General features: G+C 59.1%; 12 protein-coding genes. 3 read left to right on the top strand and 9 right to left on the bottom strand.

The window, feature by feature from the left end; genetic code table 11:
• Positions 1–42 precede the first annotated feature (42 nt).
• A complete protein-coding gene (locus RBB77_RS19780) occupies positions 43–5280 on the bottom strand; it encodes an MBG domain-containing protein (protein WP_353063440.1) in 5238 nt (1745 codons plus the stop codon).
• A 432-nt stretch (positions 5281–5712) separates the two neighbouring features.
• Between RBB77_RS19780 and RBB77_RS19775 the strand changes: the two genes are divergently transcribed.
• On the top strand, positions 5713–6837 hold the full coding sequence (locus RBB77_RS19775) for an XdhC family protein (RefSeq protein ID WP_353063439.1): 1125 nt from the start codon (positions 5713–5715) through the stop codon (positions 6835–6837).
• A gap of 121 nt (positions 6838–6958) precedes the next feature.
• Here the strand turns inward: RBB77_RS19775 and RBB77_RS19770 are convergent, their stop codons facing one another.
• The 4 genes from RBB77_RS19770 to RBB77_RS19755 form a co-directional block, all read right to left on the bottom strand.
• Positions 6959–7816 (bottom strand): FAD binding domain-containing protein, encoded by an 858-nt coding sequence (locus tag RBB77_RS19770; protein ID WP_353063438.1) that lies wholly within the window; start codon positions 7814–7816, stop codon positions 6959–6961.
• 46 nt (positions 7817–7862) lie between these two features.
• On the bottom strand, positions 7863–8345 hold the full coding sequence (locus RBB77_RS19765; RefSeq protein WP_353063437.1) for a (2Fe-2S)-binding protein: 483 nt from the start codon (positions 8343–8345) through the stop codon (positions 7863–7865).
• Between the two features lie 73 nt (positions 8346–8418).
• Positions 8419–10734 carry a xanthine dehydrogenase family protein molybdopterin-binding subunit gene (locus RBB77_RS19760; protein WP_353063436.1) on the bottom strand — a complete coding sequence of 772 codons (2316 nt, stop codon included), beginning with the start codon at positions 10732–10734 and terminating at the stop codon, positions 8419–8421.
• Positions 10735–11246: 512 nt separating this feature from the next.
• The gene (locus RBB77_RS19755) at positions 11247–12137 is read right to left on the bottom strand and encodes a hypothetical protein (protein ID WP_353063435.1); all 891 of its coding nucleotides are present in this window, start codon (positions 12135–12137) and stop codon (positions 11247–11249) included.
• Positions 12138–12296: 159 nt separating this feature from the next.
• Here RBB77_RS19755 and RBB77_RS19750 point away from each other — a divergent pair, with 159 nt between their 5' ends.
• Positions 12297–12854 carry a cadmium resistance transporter gene (locus RBB77_RS19750; RefSeq protein ID WP_353063434.1) on the top strand — a complete coding sequence of 186 codons (558 nt, stop codon included), beginning with the start codon at positions 12297–12299 and terminating at the stop codon, positions 12852–12854.
• A gap of 86 nt (positions 12855–12940) precedes the next feature.
• Here RBB77_RS19750 and RBB77_RS19745 read toward each other — a convergent pair whose 3' ends face one another.
• From RBB77_RS19745 to RBB77_RS19730, 4 genes are all read right to left on the bottom strand, one after another.
• Positions 12941–13216, bottom strand: coding sequence for a hypothetical protein (locus RBB77_RS19745; RefSeq protein ID WP_353063433.1), 276 nt, complete (start codon positions 13214–13216; stop codon positions 12941–12943).
• Between the two features lie 71 nt (positions 13217–13287).
• A complete protein-coding gene (locus tag RBB77_RS19740; RefSeq protein ID WP_353063432.1) occupies positions 13288–15036 on the bottom strand; it encodes a S53 family peptidase in 1749 nt (582 codons plus the stop codon).
• 279 nt (positions 15037–15315) lie between these two features.
• On the bottom strand, positions 15316–16062 hold the full coding sequence (locus RBB77_RS19735; protein ID WP_353063431.1) for a hypothetical protein: 747 nt from the start codon (positions 16060–16062) through the stop codon (positions 15316–15318).
• Positions 16063–16110: 48 nt separating this feature from the next.
• On the bottom strand, positions 16111–17313 hold the full coding sequence (locus RBB77_RS19730; protein ID WP_353063430.1) for a hypothetical protein: 1203 nt from the start codon (positions 17311–17313) through the stop codon (positions 16111–16113).
• Between the two features lie 399 nt (positions 17314–17712).
• Here RBB77_RS19730 and RBB77_RS19725 point away from each other — a divergent pair, with 399 nt between their 5' ends.
• Complete coding sequence (locus RBB77_RS19725) at positions 17713–19626, top strand: glycoside hydrolase family 15 protein (protein ID WP_353063429.1); 1914 nt, start codon at positions 17713–17715, stop codon at positions 19624–19626.
• Positions 19627–19630: the final 4 nt, after the last annotated feature.

Here is a 19630-nt window from a genome sequence, read left to right as displayed (position 1 = left end):
TGTTCCTTGCGAGATCGACAGGACAGACGAGTGACAATGCTGCTACTGACCGACGGACAGAAAGACCGAGGTGGATTGAGCCGGCGTTGTGAAGCTGACGCTGGTGCCCGTAATGTTTACGGTGTAAGTCTGGAATGTGGTATTGAAGCAGCAACCTGCCAGGCCAAGGATACCGAAAGAAAGTAGGATCGCGGTGAGAAGACGAATCTTCGGAGTACCTGGCTTTCTACGGCGACGGAATCCGGCAAACAAGACTCCGAGGCCGGTTAGTTCAAGTGGAAAGACTGCGGCAACGGTGATGGGCGCGAATTCTGTTGCATTGAAAGAAGGGATCGCCGGATTGCGAAGTCTGGCGTCGGCTGCGGTGGTGTTGATGGTCAGGGCGACGGTGGCGGAGCTTCCCGCAGTGAGCGTCGGGTTACTGGCGAAGGTGCAGGTGGCGTCAGCAGGGAGTCCGGAGCAGGAGAGATTGATCTGACCCGCGAAGGCTCCTACTGAGGTGAGAACAACCTGGTAGGTCGTCGTACCGGGACCGCGGATGAGCTGAGTCGGGGGCGTGGCGGAGATTGTGAAACTGCCCACGGGAGTGTTGATGACCTGGGTGAGCGTGGCGGAGCTGGTGGAGAAGTTGATATTGGCCTGGAAGGTGGCTGTAACTGTATGACTGCCGGCGGTAAGTGTTGTGGTGGAAAATGTTGCGACGCCGTTACTGTTTAGGGTGCCGGTTCCGAGGAGGTTGCCGCCGTCAGAGAAGTTCACCGTGCCGACGGGTACTCCGTTTGCAGTGGTGACGGTAGCAGTGAAAGTGACCGAGGCGGCTGCCGCTGCGGGCGAACCAGAGCTTGTGACGGTGGTGGTGGTGGCGACGGGGCTGACATCGAGCGTGCCGGGATGGATGGTCGCGACGTAGTTGCCAGCGGAGGTTCCGGAGACGCTGGCGCCGATGGCGTATTGGCCTGCTGGTGAGGCAGGCGTGGCTGTAGAGGTGTAGTTGACGACCACGTCGTCACCGGGGGCAATGCCAGTGACCGTGCCGGTGAAGGTGGGGTTCGGTACTCCGTAGAGGCGGTTGGCGCTGTTGACGCTTATGACCAAAGCGGCCTGGTTTTGCGTGATGGTGAGCGAGCCGTTGACGAGATTGACAGAGTAGTTGGAGAGAGCCGCGCCGGAGACGGCGGGGATGATCGGATAAGTGCCCACAGCGGAACTGAGGACGGCGGGGCTGGTGAAGGTGGTAAGAACGGTGTCTCCCTTAAACAGGCCGGTGGTTGTGCCCGTGAAGGTTGGATTTGCGGTGTCGTAAGCTCGGGTGGCGTTGTTGGCGGTGACGGTAAGCACAGCCGGCGTGACGATAAGGGTTCCGTTGGTGGTTGTGATGTTGGTGTAGTTTGCGGCGGCTGGGCCGGAGACAGTGGGGATGATGGTGTAGGTGCCGATGGGCGAGGCAGGAGTGTCGGTGGTCGTATAGGTGATGGTGAAGGTGTCGCCGTTAAGAGCGCCGGTGACAGTGCTGGTGAAGGTGGGTTCGCCTCCGCCGTAGGGGCGGGTGGAATTATTCGCAGTTACGTTTACAGCGACGGACGTCGGAGTGATAGTCAGCGTTCCAAGGGTAACGTTGACGGTGTAGTTGGAAGCTGCGGGGCCACTGATGGTGTCGTTGATGGGATAGGACCCGACCGGTGATGCGATGTTGGCCGGAGTGGAGTAGGTGTTGGTGAAGGTGTCGCCGTTGAGGGCGCCAGTAACCGTACTGGTGAAGGGAGGGTTGGGTGTTCCGTAGGTGCGGGTTGTGTTGCCAACTGTGACGGTGAGCGTCGCCTGTGTGACGGTGAGGGTGCCGGGAATAACGATGATGTTGTAGTTGCCTACGTTCGTTCCAGAGACAGTCGCATTGATAGGATACGATCCAGCCGGCGAAGTGATAATAGAGGGAGAGGAATAGGCGATGGTGAGTACGTCGCCGTTGACGGTGCCGCTGCTAACCGTGTTGCCGTTGAGGACGCCGAGGGTAGTGCTGTTAAATGGAGGATTGGCCTGAGCGTACTGACGGGTTGCGTTGAGAACTGTAACAGTGATAGCGACCCGAGTGATGGTGAGGGTTCCGGGCGTGTTGATGACTGTGTAATTGGAGAGCTTTGTCGTTCCGATTGGCGTAAGAGTTGCGATGATGGGGTAGGTGCCTACAGGGGACGTGATTGTCGCGGTACTGGAGTAGGCGACGAGTATGGTTTCGCCGGAAACCACGCCGGTGATGGTGCCGGTAAAGGTGGGATTTGCTGCTCCGTAGGGGCGGGTGAAGTTGTTGACGGTAATTGTAAGTGGAGCCGGAATGACCGTGAGGGTCACATTGCCAGTGGCGGGCGCGTAGTTGGTGTCGCCGGAGTAGGTGAAGGTGACACCGTAGGAGCCCACAGCCAGCCCGCTGTTGAGAGCGTTGCAGGTGGATCCGGTTCCGAGGGTCGCCGTGACGGTGCATAGAATCTGAGTGCCGAAGCTGAAGGTGATTGTGCCGGTTGGAGAGGGACTGCCGTTGGTTACGCTGACATTCTCGGTAAAAGGCTGGCCGTAGACCTCGGTTTCGGGGGGCAGTGTGAACTGAAGCGGTATAAAGACCCGTCCGGTTCCGGTGAGCGTGAGAGTCTCAGGGCTGTTGTAAGCGTTTGAGGGGATATTAACAGTCGCAGTTAGCGGGCCCTTGGCGGTCGGAGTGAAGATGAAGCCCAGGTTGCAGGTTGAGCCCGCGATGATAGTGGTGCCGCAGGTTGTGGTGCCGGGATCGATGGTGAAGTGAGGGTCCGAGGTGGTGATGGCACCGTTGAGGGTGAAGGGAGCAGAACCAAAGTTGCTCAGGCTTTGCTGGATGATGACTGAGCTTTGGCCGACAAGAACTGTGCCGAAGGCGATAGTGGGATTCGGATAAGTGATCTCGCGGATAGAGCTGTTGCCGTTGTCGACCTCGAAGAGATCGCTGTTGCCTTCAACAGCGATGCTAAGAGGATTGTCGATTTGGGCGAGATTGGCGAGGCCTCCGTCGCCCGAGTTTCCAGCGGTGCCGGTACCGAGGATGGTCGAGATGTTGCTACCGTTGCTGGTTGTAGAGACGAAGACGGTGTAAACGACGTTGGCGGTGGCATCGGCGATGTAGAGATCTCCGGCGGCGTCGAAAGCGAGGGAGGAGGGAGCGATGAGAGCGGTGCCAGTGGCTTGGCCGGGGACGGTCGTAGTCGTGGTTCCGTTGCCGGCTATCTCATGAATGATGCCGAATTTATCGACTGCGTAGACAACGTGACCACCGGTGTCGGCGATGTAGAGGATGCCTGCGGCGTCGAGAATGATGCCGCCGGGTGAGACGAAGCTGGCGGTCGTGGCGAGGACGCCGTCGGCCGAGGAGTTACTGCCGCTGCCCGCGATGATGCGGCTTCCGCCGCCGGCGTAGACCTCAATCACGTTATGCGTCGCGCCGGCCTGCGCAATGAAGAGGTTGTCAAAGCCGTCGACGTAGATGGACGTGGGGGTGTCAAGTCCGTTGACGTAGCCATTATTGAGGCTGCCGTCAACGCCGAACCGGGCAACGGTGCCGTGAACGGCGTCGGTCATAAAGTAGTTGCCAGTAGAGTCGATGGTGATGGCTGACGAGGTAAGCAGACCAGATCCGCCTGGGATGATGGGGACCGGTGTGCCGCCGCCAGCCAGAAGGAAGAGGAGGTTACCAGTGCCTGGGGTCGCGCCCGTATCAAGTATGTATGAGTTGCCTGCCGGATCTACCGTAACGGCGGAAGGCGCGTTGAGAGCCTTGACGACAGTGTTGACTGTGCCTGGGGTGAAAACGCCCAGCGAGCCGGTCGCTCGGGCCTCAAGCCCTTGGGAGACGCTGTTTCCGGAGATTGAGTCCGCGAGCTTGATGGGTGCGCTGCGAAGACCGAGAAGAGTAGGTGTAAAGCGGACGAAGACCTGACAGGTGACAGGCGGGGTGCCCGGTGCGGAAGGGGTAAGAACGCCCGTGCAGGTGTTTGTGATGATGTTGAAGTCTGGTCCTGAGGTGACGGAAAGATTTACCTTTTGATTGACGACAAAGGTGACTGGGAGCCCAGCGCTGACACTACCGATTGGAGTGGTGGGAAAGATGATATTGCTGCTGAGTTTGCGCAGGATACTGTTGCCGGAATCGGCGAGGGAGAAGTTGCCAAGGTCGTCGACTGTAATGCCGCGTGGACCATTAAGCGGAAAGTTGAGAGTGGAGGTTCCGTCCTGAGTTGGGCTGTATGGGCCGGAGGCGCCATTGGGCAAGCCCGCGGCGATGGTCAGGTTACTTGACCCGAGGACATAGCTGACGACGACATCTGGACTGGTCTCACTAACGTAGAGCAACTGCGTCGGGGAAAAGGTCAAACCGTAGGGCTTGTTCAGCGCCGTGGCGAAGGTTCCCGAGTTGTCATTGGAACATTGGCCGACGGCTGTCCGATACGTTGAGAGACCGACGATTTGGCGGACGCAGTTGTTGCCGGTATCTGCGATGAAGAGGTCGCCCGCGCCATTGATTGCGAGACCCGAAGGAGCGTTCAACGTGACGCTGCTGGTAATGCTTGGGCAAATTGTGGGTACCAGGGCAGACGGCGCGCCTGCCATGACGCACAAACTCGCACTAGGCGCCTGAAGCAGGACCTGATAAGTGCTGAGCGAGGCCGGGACCTCAGTATCTTGAATTGCGATATATAGATTGTTACTGACGTCGAGGACGAGACCGTTCGGGTTCGGGGTGGCAGATGCCGCGGAGCCGCAGGTGCCGGCGATGGTAGTGAGAGAGGCGACTCCAGAGGCTCCGAAGGGGAGTTTGCGGACGCAGTTATGACTGCTGTCGGCGATGTAGAGGTTGTTAGAGTTGTCCACGGCAAGTCCGGTAGGTTGGTACAGGCCTTGGCCCGGGGTAGGGGTGTTGTTGGTCGCAGTGGAACAGGTATCGCCCTTGCCAGAAACCGCTAGTCCGACCAGAGTGCTCATGGAACCCGTGGTATCGATCTTGCGGACGCAGTTGTTCAGGGTGTCCGATAGATATTGATTTCCATTTGAATCGAAGACGATATAGGACGGAGTATTGAGACTAACCGTCGTCGCAGGCCCGAAGTCCCCGTTAAAGCCTGGCGTAATGGTCCCGGCAAATCGGGTGCCACTCTGCACCAGAGTCAAAACCTGGGCAGATGCGAGAGACGGCAGAATGGCGAATGCAACCAGAACGACCAGAGCAGAGAGGGCCTGGACACCAGAGAGGCGGTTGAAATGCATGGGTGAAGCTCCTAGGTTCGTGCCGCAAAGTGAAGCAGGTGAGTCGTAAGTTGCAGGTAAAGCGGTTCTTGCGGAGTTTTGACCCTTCCGCTGAAAGTAGGTATCCGGTCTCCTGCGCCAAAAGTATTGCATGTAGAGGATTTGAAGGAACTACCTATAAAGTGGCAGTCGAATACGCTTCAAAACGGTTGAACTTAGAGGCCGGAACTGGTTTTCGAAAAAGGCTAACTGCTCAGGAGAGAGGATTGGTAAGAGCAACCAGAGGAAGGAACCTTCGCTAGCAGGCACAAATTTTGTCCGCGAAAGGCCTCCCCAGCGATTTCGAAGGGCCATTCTGGCGTGGGTCGAAGATTCTGCCTATTGCCGCGATGGACAGATGAGACTCTGGGCGGGGACAATGGGAACTGGTGCCGATCAAGACAGGACTTTGGCGTGAGAGAAATTCGACAGATCGTTCGACTTTGGCATCAGGATACGGCTACCGTATTTGTGACCTTGGTGCGGACCGAGGGGTCCAGTTATCGCCGACCCGGGGCTCGCCTGCTGCTCGGGCAGCAAGGAGAGTACGCCGGGACGATCAGCGGAGGATGCCTGGAGGCTGAAGTCGTGCGTAAAGCAGGATGGCTAGTCCAGGGTGGGGCCGTGGTGGAACGGTACTCGACGATGTTTGACGATACGGCAGAGATACCTTTTGGATTGGGATGCGGGGGCGTGGTCGATCTGCTTCTCGAGCCGGCTGATACTCCCGAATGTCGTGCGGTGCTCAAAGCTCTGGAAGGCGCGCTTGCCGGGGATGAGGCAACTGTGCTGACCTGGCTGCCACGTGAGGGGAGGGGATTGAAACGCGCAATACTCGCGGCGAACGGGGATTTTGCGTACGCCAGCGCGGGGCTGACTGAATCCGAACTGGTCGAGGCGAGGGCAGCCGCGTTATCCAGAGGTGAGTTTGAGAGTGTGTGCTCCGAGATTTTTGTGGAGCGGATTGCAACTCCGCAGCGGTTGTTCATTTTGGGGGCGGGTGATGATGCGAAGCCGGTGGTGAGTATGGCGGCGTTGCTGGGGTGGAGCGTTTCAGTGATGGATGGACGGGCGCAAATGGCTCGCGCGGAGCGATTTCCGGAGGCGGAACAGGTCATTGTGACATCGGCCATATCGCGTGAAGTGTTGGTCATTCGACCTGATGATGCAGTGGTTTTGATGTCGCATAGTTACGAACAGGACAAGGAGTTACTGGCTGCGGTGCTGCCGTTGCATCCCAAGTATCTTGGGCTTCTGGGTGCACGCCGCCGAAGTTCGTTGCTGGTGAGCGAGGCGGCAGCGATCCTAGGGTGGACGGTTAGTGAATGCTGCGACCGAATCTTTGCCCCGGTTGGGCTGGACCTGGGTGGTGACGGACCAGAGGCCATTGCTCTCGCGGTGATTGCCGAGGTTCAGGCTTGTTGCATGGGCAAGGTCGGTGCTTCGCGCAGGTTGTCGCCGGAAGATATCGAGAGGCATCTGGCGGAAGGTGATGTGGGTCGCTATCTGCAAGCCCAGTGCGCGCTGGACCTCGCCTGAGGCGGGGTTGGCGGATTATCTTGTGGGCGGAGCTTGGAGGCGGTTGCGTGAGCCGGTAGAGACGACGAGGCATGACGAACGCGCGCACGCTTATTAGATTAAGGTTCCTGTCCGAGGAGTACTAGAGGGTCTGCAGGAATTCTTCGATAAGGTTGGCGGCCACGACGGAGCGGTATTTTGCGGTGCTGCGAATATCGTCGATGGGAATCGTTTCGCTCAGAATCGCGGCCCGGACCTTTGCGATCGTCGCGAATGCGATGGGCTGGCTCTGGAGAGACTGTTCGGTGGCGATCAGACGCGCGGGAGTCTCGCGCAGGCTTGCAGCCCCGATGCGGATGCTTTCAATGATGCCGAGGTTGGTGCGGGCGACTATGGCGATGGCAACCTTTGAAATGGCCTGGGCATTGCGTGTGCCCACTTTGCGAATATAAGTTGTGTAACCGTCTATGTTACGTGAGAGCGTAATGCTGTGGAGAAGTTCGTCTTGGGCGAGATCGGTTTTTTTGTAACTGAGATGGAAGTCGCGGTAAGGGATAGTTCGGATCCCGCGAGTAGAGACGAGGGTGACGGCTGCGTCGTAAGCGAGGAGCACTGGAGGAGAATCTGCTGCGGGGCTTGCGTTGACGATGTTGCCGCCGAGTGTGCCACGGTTCTGGTTTGCGATGCTTCCAGTCCAGCTGGCAGCCTGGGCGAGGATGGAGAATTCGGCGGTGACGATTGGGTGCTTGCGGATGTCGGCGAAGGTTGTAGCGGCACCAATGATTACCGCATCGGGTGTGACCTCGATGAATCGGAGTTCTTTGAGATTCCACAGAGAGATGAGTTTTTTGGGCTGAAGACGTCCCGCGCCTAGTGCTACCATCAGCTCGGTGCCACCGGCGATTGGGGTGTAGTGGTCGGGTGAGTCAGCGAGGACCTGGAGTACGGCGTCGAGAGAGCCTGGGGCCGTTAGTTCGTATTCGGTGACGTTGGAGCGCATTGTTTTCTCTATTGTTGAAGTGGGTTTGTTGGTACACGCACGACGACTATTGTGACTCCGATTGTGAAGTTGCTTTTGCAGCTGCGGCATGCACGGCGTTGAAGATTCGCATGTAGCCGGTGCATCTGCAGAGATTCCCGTTGAGACCTTCCTGAATCTGTAACAGTGTTGGTTGCGGAATGTTTTCGAGAAGGTGATATGTGGCGAGGATCATACCGGGGGTGCAGATGCCGCACTGGGCGCCGCCTTGTTCCAGGAAGCATTGCTGAATCGGGTGGAGTTTCTTGTCGATTGCAATGCCTTCGATTGTGGTGATCTCGGCGCCCTGAGTTTGCAGGATCGGGACCAGGCAGGAGTTGACGAGGTCACCATTCATAAGTACAGCGCAGGCTCCGCATTCGCCTTCGCCACAACCTTCTTTGGCTCCAGTGAGATGCAGATCTTCACGCAAGACGTCGAGGAGGCGCTTCATTGGCGGGGCTTCGATGGCTCTTTTTTCATTGTTAACGGAGAGAGTGACTCGAGTCATTTAGAATTTCCCGCGGTATGCTTGCACCAGTTTGCTTGAAAGATACTTCTCATGATCGCGAATGTTGTATCGTTCACGCCGGCACCTCTGTACTTTCGACCTGCGTGTCACGATCGATGCTGTTTAGGTTTTCCGTTCCAGAGTCAGGTAAGCGGGTGGTGCGCTCGAAGATGTCTTCGGGCAGGAGGGGTATCTCGTTGAAGGCGAGACCGGTGGCGTGCTCGATGGCGTTGAGGATGGCGGGTGCGGGGCCGTCCATGGGGAGCTCGCCTATGCCCTTGGCTCCGTAAGCGCCGTGTGGTGAGGGGACCTCCTCGAAGCTGACATGGATGGATGGGAGATCGGCACTGGTCGGCATAATGTAATTTGTCATCTGGTTGTTGGTGAGATGTCCATTGCGCCAGAGGCACTTTTCATAGAGAGCGTAGCCAATGCCTTGGGCAACGCCACCTTCGATCTGGCCGGCAGCGAGGATTGGATGGAGGACTTTGCCTACTTCTTGTAGGGCGTAGAAGTTGGTCAGTTGCGCGGAGTAAGTAGTTGTGTCGACGGTGACTTCGGCGACGTAGACGGCCCAAGCGTAGGCCGGATAGGCTTCACCACTGTAGGTCTCGTCGTCCCAGAAAATGTCTCCGGGGGACTCGTAGCGAGCTTCGGCCTTGAGGGAGCCGTGCTGGGCGAGGTATTTGAGGGCGGCACGGCAGAATTGAGCTGGCGTGTATCTGGAAGGGGGCAAAAAGGGAGCGAGAGCGGCAAGCAGGGATTGAGCGGCGCGTTCGACGAGTTTACCGACGACCATGGCGGTGCGGCTGGCGACGGTGGGGCCGGAGTTGGGAACCAGAGTTGTGTCAGGTTGTGCGATCAGGACTTCTTCGTAGGGAAGGCTGAGGGTGTCAGCGGCGATCTGGCAGAGGATGGTGTTGGTGCCCTGGCCAAACTCGGTGGAGGAGACCAGGATGCGAGGTCGTCCTTCAGATGTCAGCTCGATCTCGACGAGGGAGTTGAGGCGCCGCTCGCCGGAGCCGGTGAAGCCTGCTCCGTGGAAGAAAGTGGCGAAGCCTATGCCGCGTTTGATGGTGCTGGTCGGGTTTTCAGCGTCGAATTGTTCGCGTTTGGCGTGATAGCTCGATTCTTTAAGAGCTCGTGTGAGTAGATGCTGCATGTCCACGGGGTCTTTGAGGAGTTGACCGGTGGCGGTGCGGTCGCCAGTTCCCAAAAAATTTCTGCGGCGGAGCGCCTCGGGGGTGAGGCCGACGACTTTGGCGATCTTGTCCATGTGGCGCTCGAGCGCGAAGATGCTTTGCGGGGCGCCGAAGCCGCGGAAGGCGCCGTGGGGCGGAATATTTGTTGCGACTGCTTTGGCGCGGACGGTGAGGTGGGGCCAGTGGTAGGGGCCGGGGGCATGGATGGTGCCGCGGGAGAGGACTACTGGGGAGAGGGTGGCGTAGGCTCCTCCGTCGATGGCGAAGTCTATCTCACCGGCGAGGAGCTTGCCGTCCTTGCTGACGGCGGTGCGGTGGCGGGTGCGGGATGGGTGGCGCTTGGTGGTGGCGGCCATGTCTTCGGCGCGGTCGTAGCAGAGCTTAACCGGGTGGCCTGACTTCATGGCGAGGAGGGCGGCGTGGCTGCCGATGACGGAGGGGAAGTCCTCCTTGCCTCCGAAGGCTCCGCCGGTTTCGGTCTGGATGACGCGGCACTTGTCGGCGGGGAGGTTGAAGACTAGCTCGAGGGCGTGGACGAGGTAGAAAGGGCATTGCATGGAGCCGCGGACTGTTACTCCCTTTTCTGGGTCGTACTCGGCGATGACTCCGTTGTTCTCGATGTAGAGCTGCTCCTGAGCTCCGGTGCGGTACTCGCCTTCGACGATGTAGTCGGCGGTCTGCCAGATCTCGTCGGGGATCGGCTTCTTGTCCTTCTGCATGAGGTAGGTCTTGAAGGTGTTGGCGCTTTCGCCTTCGCCCCAGATGACCTGTTCTTTTTTTTCGGAGTCTTCGATGGTGTAGATGGCGGGGAGTTCTTCGTAGGTGATGTGGACCGCGGCGACGGCGGCGGGGAGTACAGCCCGGTTGGGGTGGGCGAGGAGGAGGATGGGTTCTTCGCAGTGGTTGACGTGGGTGACTGCGAGGCAGGGGTGGTCTTTGGTGAGGTGGACGATACAGTTTTCGCCGGGGATGTCGGCGGCGGCGACGATGGTGTACTCGTGCCAGGGGATGGCGGGGTCGAAGGAGATGGAGGTGATGCGTCCGCGTGGGATGCTGCTACGGACGGTGGCGCCGAACCACATGTTGGGGAGGGTGATGTCGTCGATGTACAGGGCGCGACCGAGGACCTTGTCTCTTCCCTCCTTGCGGATGGGGGAGCTGCCAACGATCTGGGGGCGGCTGGTCATGGAAGGTGTTGCATAAGCATAGACCAAGTTTTCGTGGCGGGGGAGAGGATCGTTCGGTTGGGGTACCCCCTCCCCCCTTGGGGGTATTTTGTGGCCAAGTCTTTTATTTTGAATAGTCTGCAGATAGGTTGTGTCTGCAAAATATTCAGGATAAAGGGGTTGCGTGCAAAATACTTGTTTTCAAAGAGATGCCGGCGATTGGCGAAGTGAAAGAGGCGGGTCGGGTCACGCTGATCTTTCGGTTTCGGACGCTGTATTCAGTATAGAAGGTTGGAGGTAACTCATACGCCATGCGATTTCGCTGGATTGGCGCGGGGTTTTGCGATTAAGGGGCTTGACAGTGTTTTTTGCTAGTGAGACGGGCGGGATGACAACGAAAAGAGCAACTGCAACAGCAGATCCCCTTGCGGGGATGACAACAAGAAAGGCAACTGCAAACGCAAATACGGGGATCGTTCCTCTTGAGCTACGCTCAGGGGCAGGATGACGGCGAAAGCGAAGACATCTGTGGGCTAGTGGTAGGTGACTGTGTCCTGGGCTTGATGGGTGAAGTTGTCGTAGAAGAGTCTGTAGCCGGCTTCGTTGCCTCCCTGGACCTGGAAGAGTAGTTCGGAGCGGCCTTCGTGGGCGAAGTCGGCGGTGCCGGCGAGGTGCATGAGCCGGCCAAGATGGTGGACCTCGCCCGTGGGTGAGATGGCGAACCAGTGATCGACGTAGGCGTCATCGGGTGGGCCGTCGCAGAGGTAGCCGCCGAGGGTGATCTGGAGCATGCGCCAGTTGGTTTTGTTCGAGAGGTAGGAGGCGTCCAGCTTGATCTGGGAGTCTGAGTAGGGGGAACTGTGGTAGTTCGGTGGTGAGTTGGTGGTGTTTTGCGTGCAGTTTTTTGGCTGCGGATAGAGCTTGTGAAAAGCCTGGATGACGTGGGTGAGGTCGAGTGGGAAGACGGCGGCGGGTTGCCAGTTGTCGGGGTCGGTGAGGGAGGAGAGGTTGGTAGCGAGGATGGTGTGGGGCGGGTCGGGGCGGTCGGGTGTTGGGCGCGGTTCGAGGTGGAGCACGGCGGCGGGGTTGGTGATGGCCTGGACGCCGATCTCGGAGTAGGAGTGATAGGCCGTGGGTGTGGTTGCGGCTACTTTCGCGACGGATTTGCCTTGTTTGACGAGGGTCCATGTGGTCACGGGCGGATAGAGGTGGACGATGGTTTTGAGGCAGGCTTCGTCCTGACAGGTGGCGTTGTAGGAGCGCCATTGCCGGCCGGATTGATAGAAGAGGACGCGGACTCCGGGCTGGCCCAGGTTGTCGCCACTGCCGGAGGAGGTGGATTCGAAGATGCCGATGATGGGTCGCTGCGCAGAGGCTGTGAGTGCGGGGAGAAGCAGCAGGAGGGTGAGGGCTCGTGGCTTCATGTGAAGTTAGTGTACGCATCGCCGGAGAGAGATTATTCGATTTTTTCTTGATCCGCGAAAGCTTCGTTTCCCTGAGGGCCTGGGAGGATTTCCATGAGATGGCTTCGGGATGTCAGACGCTGTCAGAGCAGCTTCGTTCCTATGCTAGCCTCGAGAGGAGTGAACGCCTTTGCATCAGTCGTGACCGCCACTGTCACCACATTCGCGGCGACCAACATCGATGACATCCTGCTTCTGACAGTTTTTTTCGCACGGCGCGTACCGACGCGGACTATCGTGGCTGGCCAATATCTCGGTTTTCTGGCAATCATTTTTCTAAGTTGTGCAGGGCTTCTTTTAGCGCTCGCAATTCCCCATCCATGGATTCGCGCACTCGGTTTCATCCCTCTTGCACTAGGAATAAAGCAGCTAGTCCTGCTGTTTCGACACGAGGCAGAGGGGAAAAATATAGCGGCCCGACAAAGCGTTGCGTCCATCGCTTTGCTCACGCTGTCTAACGGAGCAGACAATGTGGGTGTCTATATCCCTTTCTTCAGTGTCAATCGCCAATATCTTTGGTTCATCCTGACGTCGTATGCGCTCTTTGTTGCTTTGTGGTGCATGTTGGGCAGGTGGCTCGGAAATCACCCAATCATCCTGAGCACCGTGAACCGTGTCGGGCGCTTGTTGGTTCCAATCGTGTTTATCGGTCTGGGAGTTCGTATCCTGATGTTCTGACCGCGACGATTCGAGATGGGCTCGCCTTCTCAATGAGCGTTAAGTCGCTCAGTCACTCATCCAGACCGATTTGACTTCGATTTGGGTCACGGTATCGAGACGGCGACGCGTCTGATCTCGGTCTTCAGGATTGTCACGCCGGGAGCGGACCATTTTGTTGCCGGAGGCGTTGCTGCTGCGGCGTCTTCTTCGGTTTTGAAGAGGAGAAAACCAAATCCTTCGCCGTTGATGGGATCGACCCAGTATCCGGAGACGAATCCTGGTGCCGTTCTTACTTTGGGCAGGATCTCGTTGTTGAAGGCTTCGGCGGCCTTTGGGGCGAGCGTTGGATCGATGGTGAGATGCATTAGCGCGGCGTGCATAATGGTCTCCTGCGGTCGGCGTGAGAGTGACACGGCGGACCGGACCTTCATCTCTGAAGGTCGGTTATTTTCTATCGAGACCTTGACGGCTTACCTCTGCTGATGGGGGATTTTTTCGCGGCGCGCTTTCTGATTGGTTTCTTTTTGCTGCCTTTGGATTTGGCGGAGGATGTAGACGAAGGGTTTACTACGGTGATGAGTTTTGTGCCGATGGGGGAGCCGAGGCCGGTGCAGGCGTCCCAGCCGGGGCCGGCGGTGAAGCCTGTGGGAGAGCCGGAGTAGTTGGTGCCGGAGGTGATGTCGTTGAAGGCTGCTTTGCCTTTGGCGGCGTAGATGGCGGGTTGGATGAAGCCGGCGGAGGTTCCGTTCTGCGCGTTGGCGACGGCGATGAGTCCGGCCCAGAGAGGCGCGACGGCGCTGGTGCCGCCGATGACCATGTTCTTGCCGTCGACGCGGATGATGTAGCCGGTGGAGGGGTCGGCGTCGCCGGAGACGTCGGGGACGCCGCGGCCACCTGCGGAGTTGGTGGGGGCGGGGACGTTGGAGTTTGCCTGCCAGGACGGGAGCGGGAAGAAGTTGCTGACGCCGCCGCCGGTTGCGCCTTCGTTGTTGGTGAGCTCGTTCCAGACGACCTCGGAGCTGATGGAGGAGCCGCTGGCTTCGAGTTTGGTTCCACCGCAGGCGAGCACGTGGGGGCTGGAGGCGGGGAAGTCGACGTGGTTCTGGCCGTCGGTGAGGCCGTCGGTGGAGCCGTTGTCTCCGGCGGCGACAGTGATGGTGATGCCGAGGGCGGCGGCGGATTGGCAGGCGGCGTCGAGTGCGGTCATGGCCTGTGCTGTCCAGCTGGATTCGGGGCCGCCCCAGCTGATGGAGATGACGCTGGGTTTGTTTGTGGTGTCGTGGACGGCGGTGGCGATGGCGTCGATGAAGCCCTGGTCGGTGTTGGGGGTGAAGTAGACGACGATGTTGGCGCCGGGTGCGACGGCGGCGGCGACCTCGATGTCGAGCATGACTTCGCCGTCGGCGCTGTTGGCGTTGCTGGGGCTGTTTTTGCCGCCGTCGACGGAGACGGTTTTGACTTTGGGGGCCTTCTGGCCGAGGGATTTGAAGTAGGTCGTGAGGTCGGTGGTTTTGTAGCCGCCGCCTAGCTCGATGATGCCGATGGTTTGGCCTGCGGCAGTGGCGTTCGCGGGGAACTGGTAGAGCTGTGCGACCTGGATGGGCGAGTAGGAGGTGTTGGCGCCACTGGCGTGAGGATGGGCGAAGCCTCCGGCCTGGGCGATGTTGGCGGTGATGTCGCCGGCTTCGCCTGCGATGCGAAAGTGGGGCTGGGCTTGCGGGCGGTTGTCGAGACCGAGGACGGCTTCGATGGGGCCGACGAGTTCGCTGGGGAGGGTGATGCTGCCTTCGCGGACACGGTAGGTGGTGCCTTCGTGATTCTTGTGGACGAGGGTGACGCCGAAGGCCTTCTGCATGGCAGCGATGGTGCCGATGAGCTTGAGGGTGCGGCGCTCGGGGCCGGGGGTGTCGGGCGCGACGGTGAGGCCGAACTCCTTGGCGAAGGTGCGGACGAGCTTTACCGCGGCTGGATCGGCGCCATGGTTTTTCTTGTACTGGGCGTGGGTGAGGCGCTGTTTGCCGGTGCGGTTGGCGGCCTTGAGAGGGGTCTTGCGGCGGACGACGACCGAGACGGTGATTCTGGTGCCAGAGGGCGCGGGCTTTTCGTCTGCGGTTTGAACGAAGGCAGACTTTTCGCTGCCGGGAAGTACGGTGCGAGGGGAGGCAGAGATGTGAGGAGTGGATTTCTTTTTCGTCGCCATGGGGTGGTCCTCTCGATTTGCGGATGAATTGGTAGTGAGGGGCCGATGAGTGGAGCGAGATTCGCGAAAACCCATACTATGCCTGCGTCGTTGCGGATGGAAGCAGAGTTAGACAATTATTCGCTACGCCTGAAGGGATAGTGAGCGGAGGTGAACGGCGAGAGAGCAGCAGCGAGGTGTGAGAGCGGAGTCAAGGAACAGCGGATCCCCTTCGGGGATGACAGCCAGAACGACAAAAATGCTCGCACTGGATTTAGGCGCACTGGACGCTTGAAATTGCTAGAAGTGGCGCAGGGGTTCGGAGGTCGTGGAGGATTTGTAGTCGGGGTCGCCGGGAATGGGGTCGAGGTTGGAGCGGAGATCGGCGCTGCGTTCGAGCGAGCGGCTGACGATGTCGCGGGAGCCAAGGCCGACGGCGAGAGCGAGGGTGAGGACGATGCCTCCGAAGAGGATTCCAAAGGCGAGCTCGACGACGGCGCCGCCGATCTGGAGGTGGTCAAGAACCATGGCGGCGGTAAGGACCAGGACGAGCCACTTGATGCCGAGAGAGAGGAAGCGAGCGTACTGGAGCTTTGCGTTGACGGCGCCGATGAGGACTGAGCGCTCGAGGAAGCGCGCGATGAGAGTGCCGGCGATGAGGAGGAGGACGGCTCCGATGGAGTGGGTGAGGTAGGGAAGGACGAAGAGAGAGATTTGGGATTCGCCGGGGAAGGCGGCGTCGAATGCCGAGATGCCGATGAAACAGCCGATGGCGACGCAGCCCCAGAAGACGACACGGGCGAGCAGCGCGGTGGGGCTATGGGCGGGGGACCAGTCGGAGATGGTGGCCGAGGAGTTGCGGGCGAGACGCTCGTCGAACTTGGCCGCGGTGAGGCTGCGGCGGAGAAGCGCGGCGAGGCCCATGCCGATGGCGGTCATGATGACGAGCGCAAGCAGAAGTGCGATGAGAGCCGGGAGAAAGCTCGCCAGTTTGAAGAGGACCTGGTGAGTGGATTGGCGAAGTGCCTGTTCGACTTGTTGCCACATGAGAGGGTCTCCTTACGGGTTGCTGGCCTATTAGTTGCCGCTTGATGTCTATGGATTGAAGCGGTCTGGCCAGCGCCAGCGTGATACGAGATAGGGTTTGTCGGCTTCAAATGCGACGGCGAGATCCTGAATGTGTTTTTCGGGCGCAGTGCCTGTGCTGATAAGAGTGAGATGGGAGGCGACCCAGGCGAGATAGAGGGGCGTGAGCGCTCCGAGAAGGTGACCGCGGTTGATGGTGCGGAGGCGATAGGCGAGGACGAAGTCGTAGACGATGCGGGCCCAGAGATTGTCGGGCATGCGGAAGTTTTCGGGCTGCAGGATGGAGAGCTTTTTGAGTCCGAGGAGCGAGTTGGGTGGCAGGACGAGCGACCAGATCTCGTGGAGGTTGGTATAGGCGAGGCGGAAGGCTTCGAGCATGGGTGCGATGTCGGGGGGCTCGGAGACGGAGGCGGTTTGGGGAAGGATCGGGGCGGGATGAGTGCCACGGGCGCGCTGCCAGAAGGAGGCCTTGGCGTCGATGTCGGAGAAGAAGGAGCCGGCGATGAGGCCGAACAGGCTGTTGAGATCGCGTGCGCTGGGTTGCGGAATGGTGCGTGGGGTGACCTCAACCTCGGTGATGGTGAAGTTGGCCGAGGCCGCTTCGGCGAGTGGCCAGAGGAAGGAGTCGTCCTGCGAGGTGGCGGCGGAACGTTGTGCGATGTTGGCGAGACGGCCGGCCATGCGGAGAGAGAGGCCGAGGTCGAGGGCGAGAGGAAAGCGGGGGCGTGTGCCGAAGAGGGCGCGGGTGACAGGGTAGAGGATCGCAGAGTTGGCGAGGCCTTCGCGGGGGCCGAGATCGTAGTGGGCGACGGAGAGGTCGGAGGTGAGTGCAGATTTTGCGAGAGCGCGAATGGCTTCGGGGCGGAGGGACTGGCACTCAGCGCCGAGGAGGAGACAGGTAGCGGCGTTGTTCTCCTGCGCGAGTTTGTACGCGTTGAGATAGTCGGCTGCTGTGAGGACCCAGGGGGTAGCGGAGACTGCGGTCGGTGTGTATGGAATGAGGCGGAGCGGACTGCCGGAAGAGAGTTGAGGTGCGGCGTCCGGTGTGGCGACCAGGACCGTGTCGTTGGGAAACGCAAGGGCGAGGTTGGCGAGAGTGGCCTCGAAGGCTTCCTGCGGGAGGGAGCCGAGGCTGATGAGCAGACTGCCGGTTGCGGTCGTCGAGGTCATGGCGTTCGAGGTGAGGTCGATATTTGTCTGCGCGGAGGCCATCGTACGATCTGGACTTTCTCGGGTCGGTTAGTGGCGGCTCAGATTCCGGGTATCTGACGGAAGGTTTCGGTGGTTTCGGGATGCACTTTGCAGATGTGGTCTGCCGTGAGTGTACTGCCGATTTCGAGGCGGCGCGAGTGGTCGAGCGAAGGGTGCCCAGATTTGGGGAGGGCTGGTTGTGGGATTATTATTTTTACCGGCATGGTTCGGCGCATTCCATGAGTTCGTCGTTTGTGCATCTACTCTTTTGCGATCACTCCTTAAACAGATGCGCTAAGTGGCATATGTGGTTGCTGGCACTGTAAATACCCGGGAAGGCTGGAGGCGTTTGGGATGGGTAGGAAGAAAGATGGGCCGGTGGCGGGAGAAGACTGACGGCAACAGCGGATCCCTTCGGGGATGACAAACAAGAAAGGCAAAGACAACAGCAACGGCAAGGCAAAGGCAACATCTGTGGGAGGAGTTGTGGCAGAGCCGAAGAAGAAAGAGACCGGTCCGCTGCACGGTTCGAGAATCGAAGACTATTGCATGATCGGGGACTGTGAGACGGCGGCGCTGGTCTCGAGGGAAGGCTCGATCGACTGGCTGTGCTGGCCCTCGTTTCCTGCGGCCGCGTGTTTCGCCGCGCTGCTGGGCACAAGTGATCATGGGTTCTGGAAGATTGCGCCGAAGGGTAAGGTGAAGGCGATTCGGCGGGAGTATGTGGGGTCTACGTTGATTGTGCAGACGACCTTTGAGACGAGAGAGGGAGAGGTCTGCCTGACCGACTTTATGCCGCCGCGAGAGAAGCACTCACACGTTGTGAGGATGGTGCGGGGTCTTCGAGGACGGGTGGCGATGCAGATGGATCTTGCCATCCGGTTTGATTATGGACGAACAATTCCGTGGGTGACGCGCACCGCGGATGGATTGCGCGCGATTGCTGGCATGGACATGATTACGTTGAGGACGAGGGCGAAGTTGCGTGGAGAAGGGATGACCACGCGGAGTGACTTTACGGTGCGTAAAGGCCAGACGATGACCTTTACGTTGACGAACTCCTCTTCTCTTGAGAAAGCTCCGCCTGAACTCTCGACAGAGAAGGCGTATGCGGAGACAGAGAGATTCTGGACTAAGTGGAGCAAGAGGAATGCTTATACCGGCCCATACAAAGAGGCGGTCGAGCGGTCTCTGATCACGCTGAAGGCGATGACGTATCGGCCGTCGGGAGGGATTGTGGCGGCGGTGACGACTTCGCTGCCTGAAAAGATTGGCGGGCCGCGGAACTGGGACTATCGCTACTGCTGGCTGCGGGATACTGCGTTTACGCTGCTGATTCTGATGCATGCCAACTATATGGACGAGGCGGTGGAGTGGCGCAAATGGTTGCTGCGCGCGATTGCAGGGGCTCCCGACCAGGTGCAGACGATCTATGGAATTTGTGGAGAGCGGCAGTTGGTGGAGTGGGAAGCAGATTGGTTGCCGGGGTATGAAGGTTCAAGCCCGGTTCGGATCGGGAACGCGGCGGTGGATCAGTTTCAGCTGGATGTGTTCGGCGAGGTGTCATCGGCTCTGTCGCGAATTCCGCAGGCCGAAGATGAGATTCGCGTTTCGGCGAGTTCGATGCAGGCTTCGTTGACGGATCATCTGTGCAAGATTTGGGAGAACCCGGATGAAGGGATATGGGAAACGCGTGGAGGGGCGCAACACTTTACTCACTCTAAGGTGATGGCGTGGGTGGCGCTCGATCGGGCGATCCGACACCATGAACAGTTTGATGGCAAGGGGGACGTGAAGCGATGGAAGAAGAATCGCGAGATGTTGCATAGGGAGATTTGCAGGAAAGGATTCGATAAAAAACTGAATAGCTTTGTTCAGTCGTATGGGTCGAAGCAACTGGATGCTTCGTGCCTACGGATTGGGCTGGTGGGATTTTTGCCGATGGACGATCCGCGGATTATCGGGACAGTGGAGGCGATCGAGAAACGGCTGATGAAGGATGGATTCGTCGAACGGTACGACACGAAGAAGACCAAGGATGGGCTGGCTGGAAGTGAGGGAGCGTTTCTGGCGTGCAGCTTTTGGCTGGTTACGAATCTGTGGTTGATTGGTCGGAAGGAAGATGCGAAGGCGATGTTTGACCGGCTGCTGGCGCTACGCAACGATGTGGGTTTGTTGTCGGAGGAGTACGATCCGGTGGGAAAGCGCATGGTGGGAAATTTTCCCCAGGCGTTATCGCACATTGCGTTGATCCATTCTGCGTTTGCGATGTCGGGTTTGTGGACGCCGATGGGGAACGCGAGAGCCGAGGCTGGGCGTCGTCGCAAGACTTAAGGGG

The sequence above is a fragment of the Tunturibacter psychrotolerans genome (assembly GCF_040359615.1).
GTDB classification, from domain to species: Bacteria; Acidobacteriota; Terriglobia; order Terriglobales; family Acidobacteriaceae; genus Edaphobacter; species Edaphobacter psychrotolerans.
This window is presented reverse-complemented; position numbering and strand designations above follow the sequence as displayed.

What these genes read in the sequence shown, in the direction of transcription:
- RBB77_RS19780 (WP_353063440.1), bottom strand. Translation starts at nt 5,280, where the DNA reads ATGCATTTCAACCGCCTCTCTGGTGTCCAGGCCCTCTCTGCTCTGGTC.
- RBB77_RS19770 (WP_353063438.1), bottom strand. Translation starts at nt 7,816, where the DNA reads ATGCGCTCCAACGTCACCGAATACGAACTAACGGCCCCAGGCTCTCTC.
- RBB77_RS19765 (WP_353063437.1), bottom strand. Translation starts at nt 8,345, where the DNA reads ATGACTCGAGTCACTCTCTCCGTTAACAATGAAAAAAGAGCCATCGAA.
- RBB77_RS19760 (WP_353063436.1), bottom strand. Translation starts at nt 10,734, where the DNA reads ATGACCAGCCGCCCCCAGATCGTTGGCAGCTCCCCCATCCGCAAGGAG.
- RBB77_RS19755 (WP_353063435.1), bottom strand. Translation starts at nt 12,137, where the DNA reads ATGAAGCCACGAGCCCTCACCCTCCTGCTGCTTCTCCCCGCACTCACA.
- RBB77_RS19745 (WP_353063433.1), bottom strand. Translation starts at nt 13,216, where the DNA reads ATGCACGCCGCGCTAATGCATCTCACCATCGATCCAACGCTCGCCCCA.
- RBB77_RS19740 (WP_353063432.1), bottom strand. Translation starts at nt 15,036, where the DNA reads ATGGCGACGAAAAAGAAATCCACTCCTCACATCTCTGCCTCCCCTCGC.
- RBB77_RS19735 (WP_353063431.1), bottom strand. Translation starts at nt 16,062, where the DNA reads ATGTGGCAACAAGTCGAACAGGCACTTCGCCAATCCACTCACCAGGTC.
- RBB77_RS19730 (WP_353063430.1), bottom strand. Translation starts at nt 17,313, where the DNA reads ATGGCCTCCGCGCAGACAAATATCGACCTCACCTCGAACGCCATGACC.
- RBB77_RS19725 (WP_353063429.1), top strand. Translation starts at nt 17,713, where the DNA reads ATGACAAACAAGAAAGGCAAAGACAACAGCAACGGCAAGGCAAAGGCA.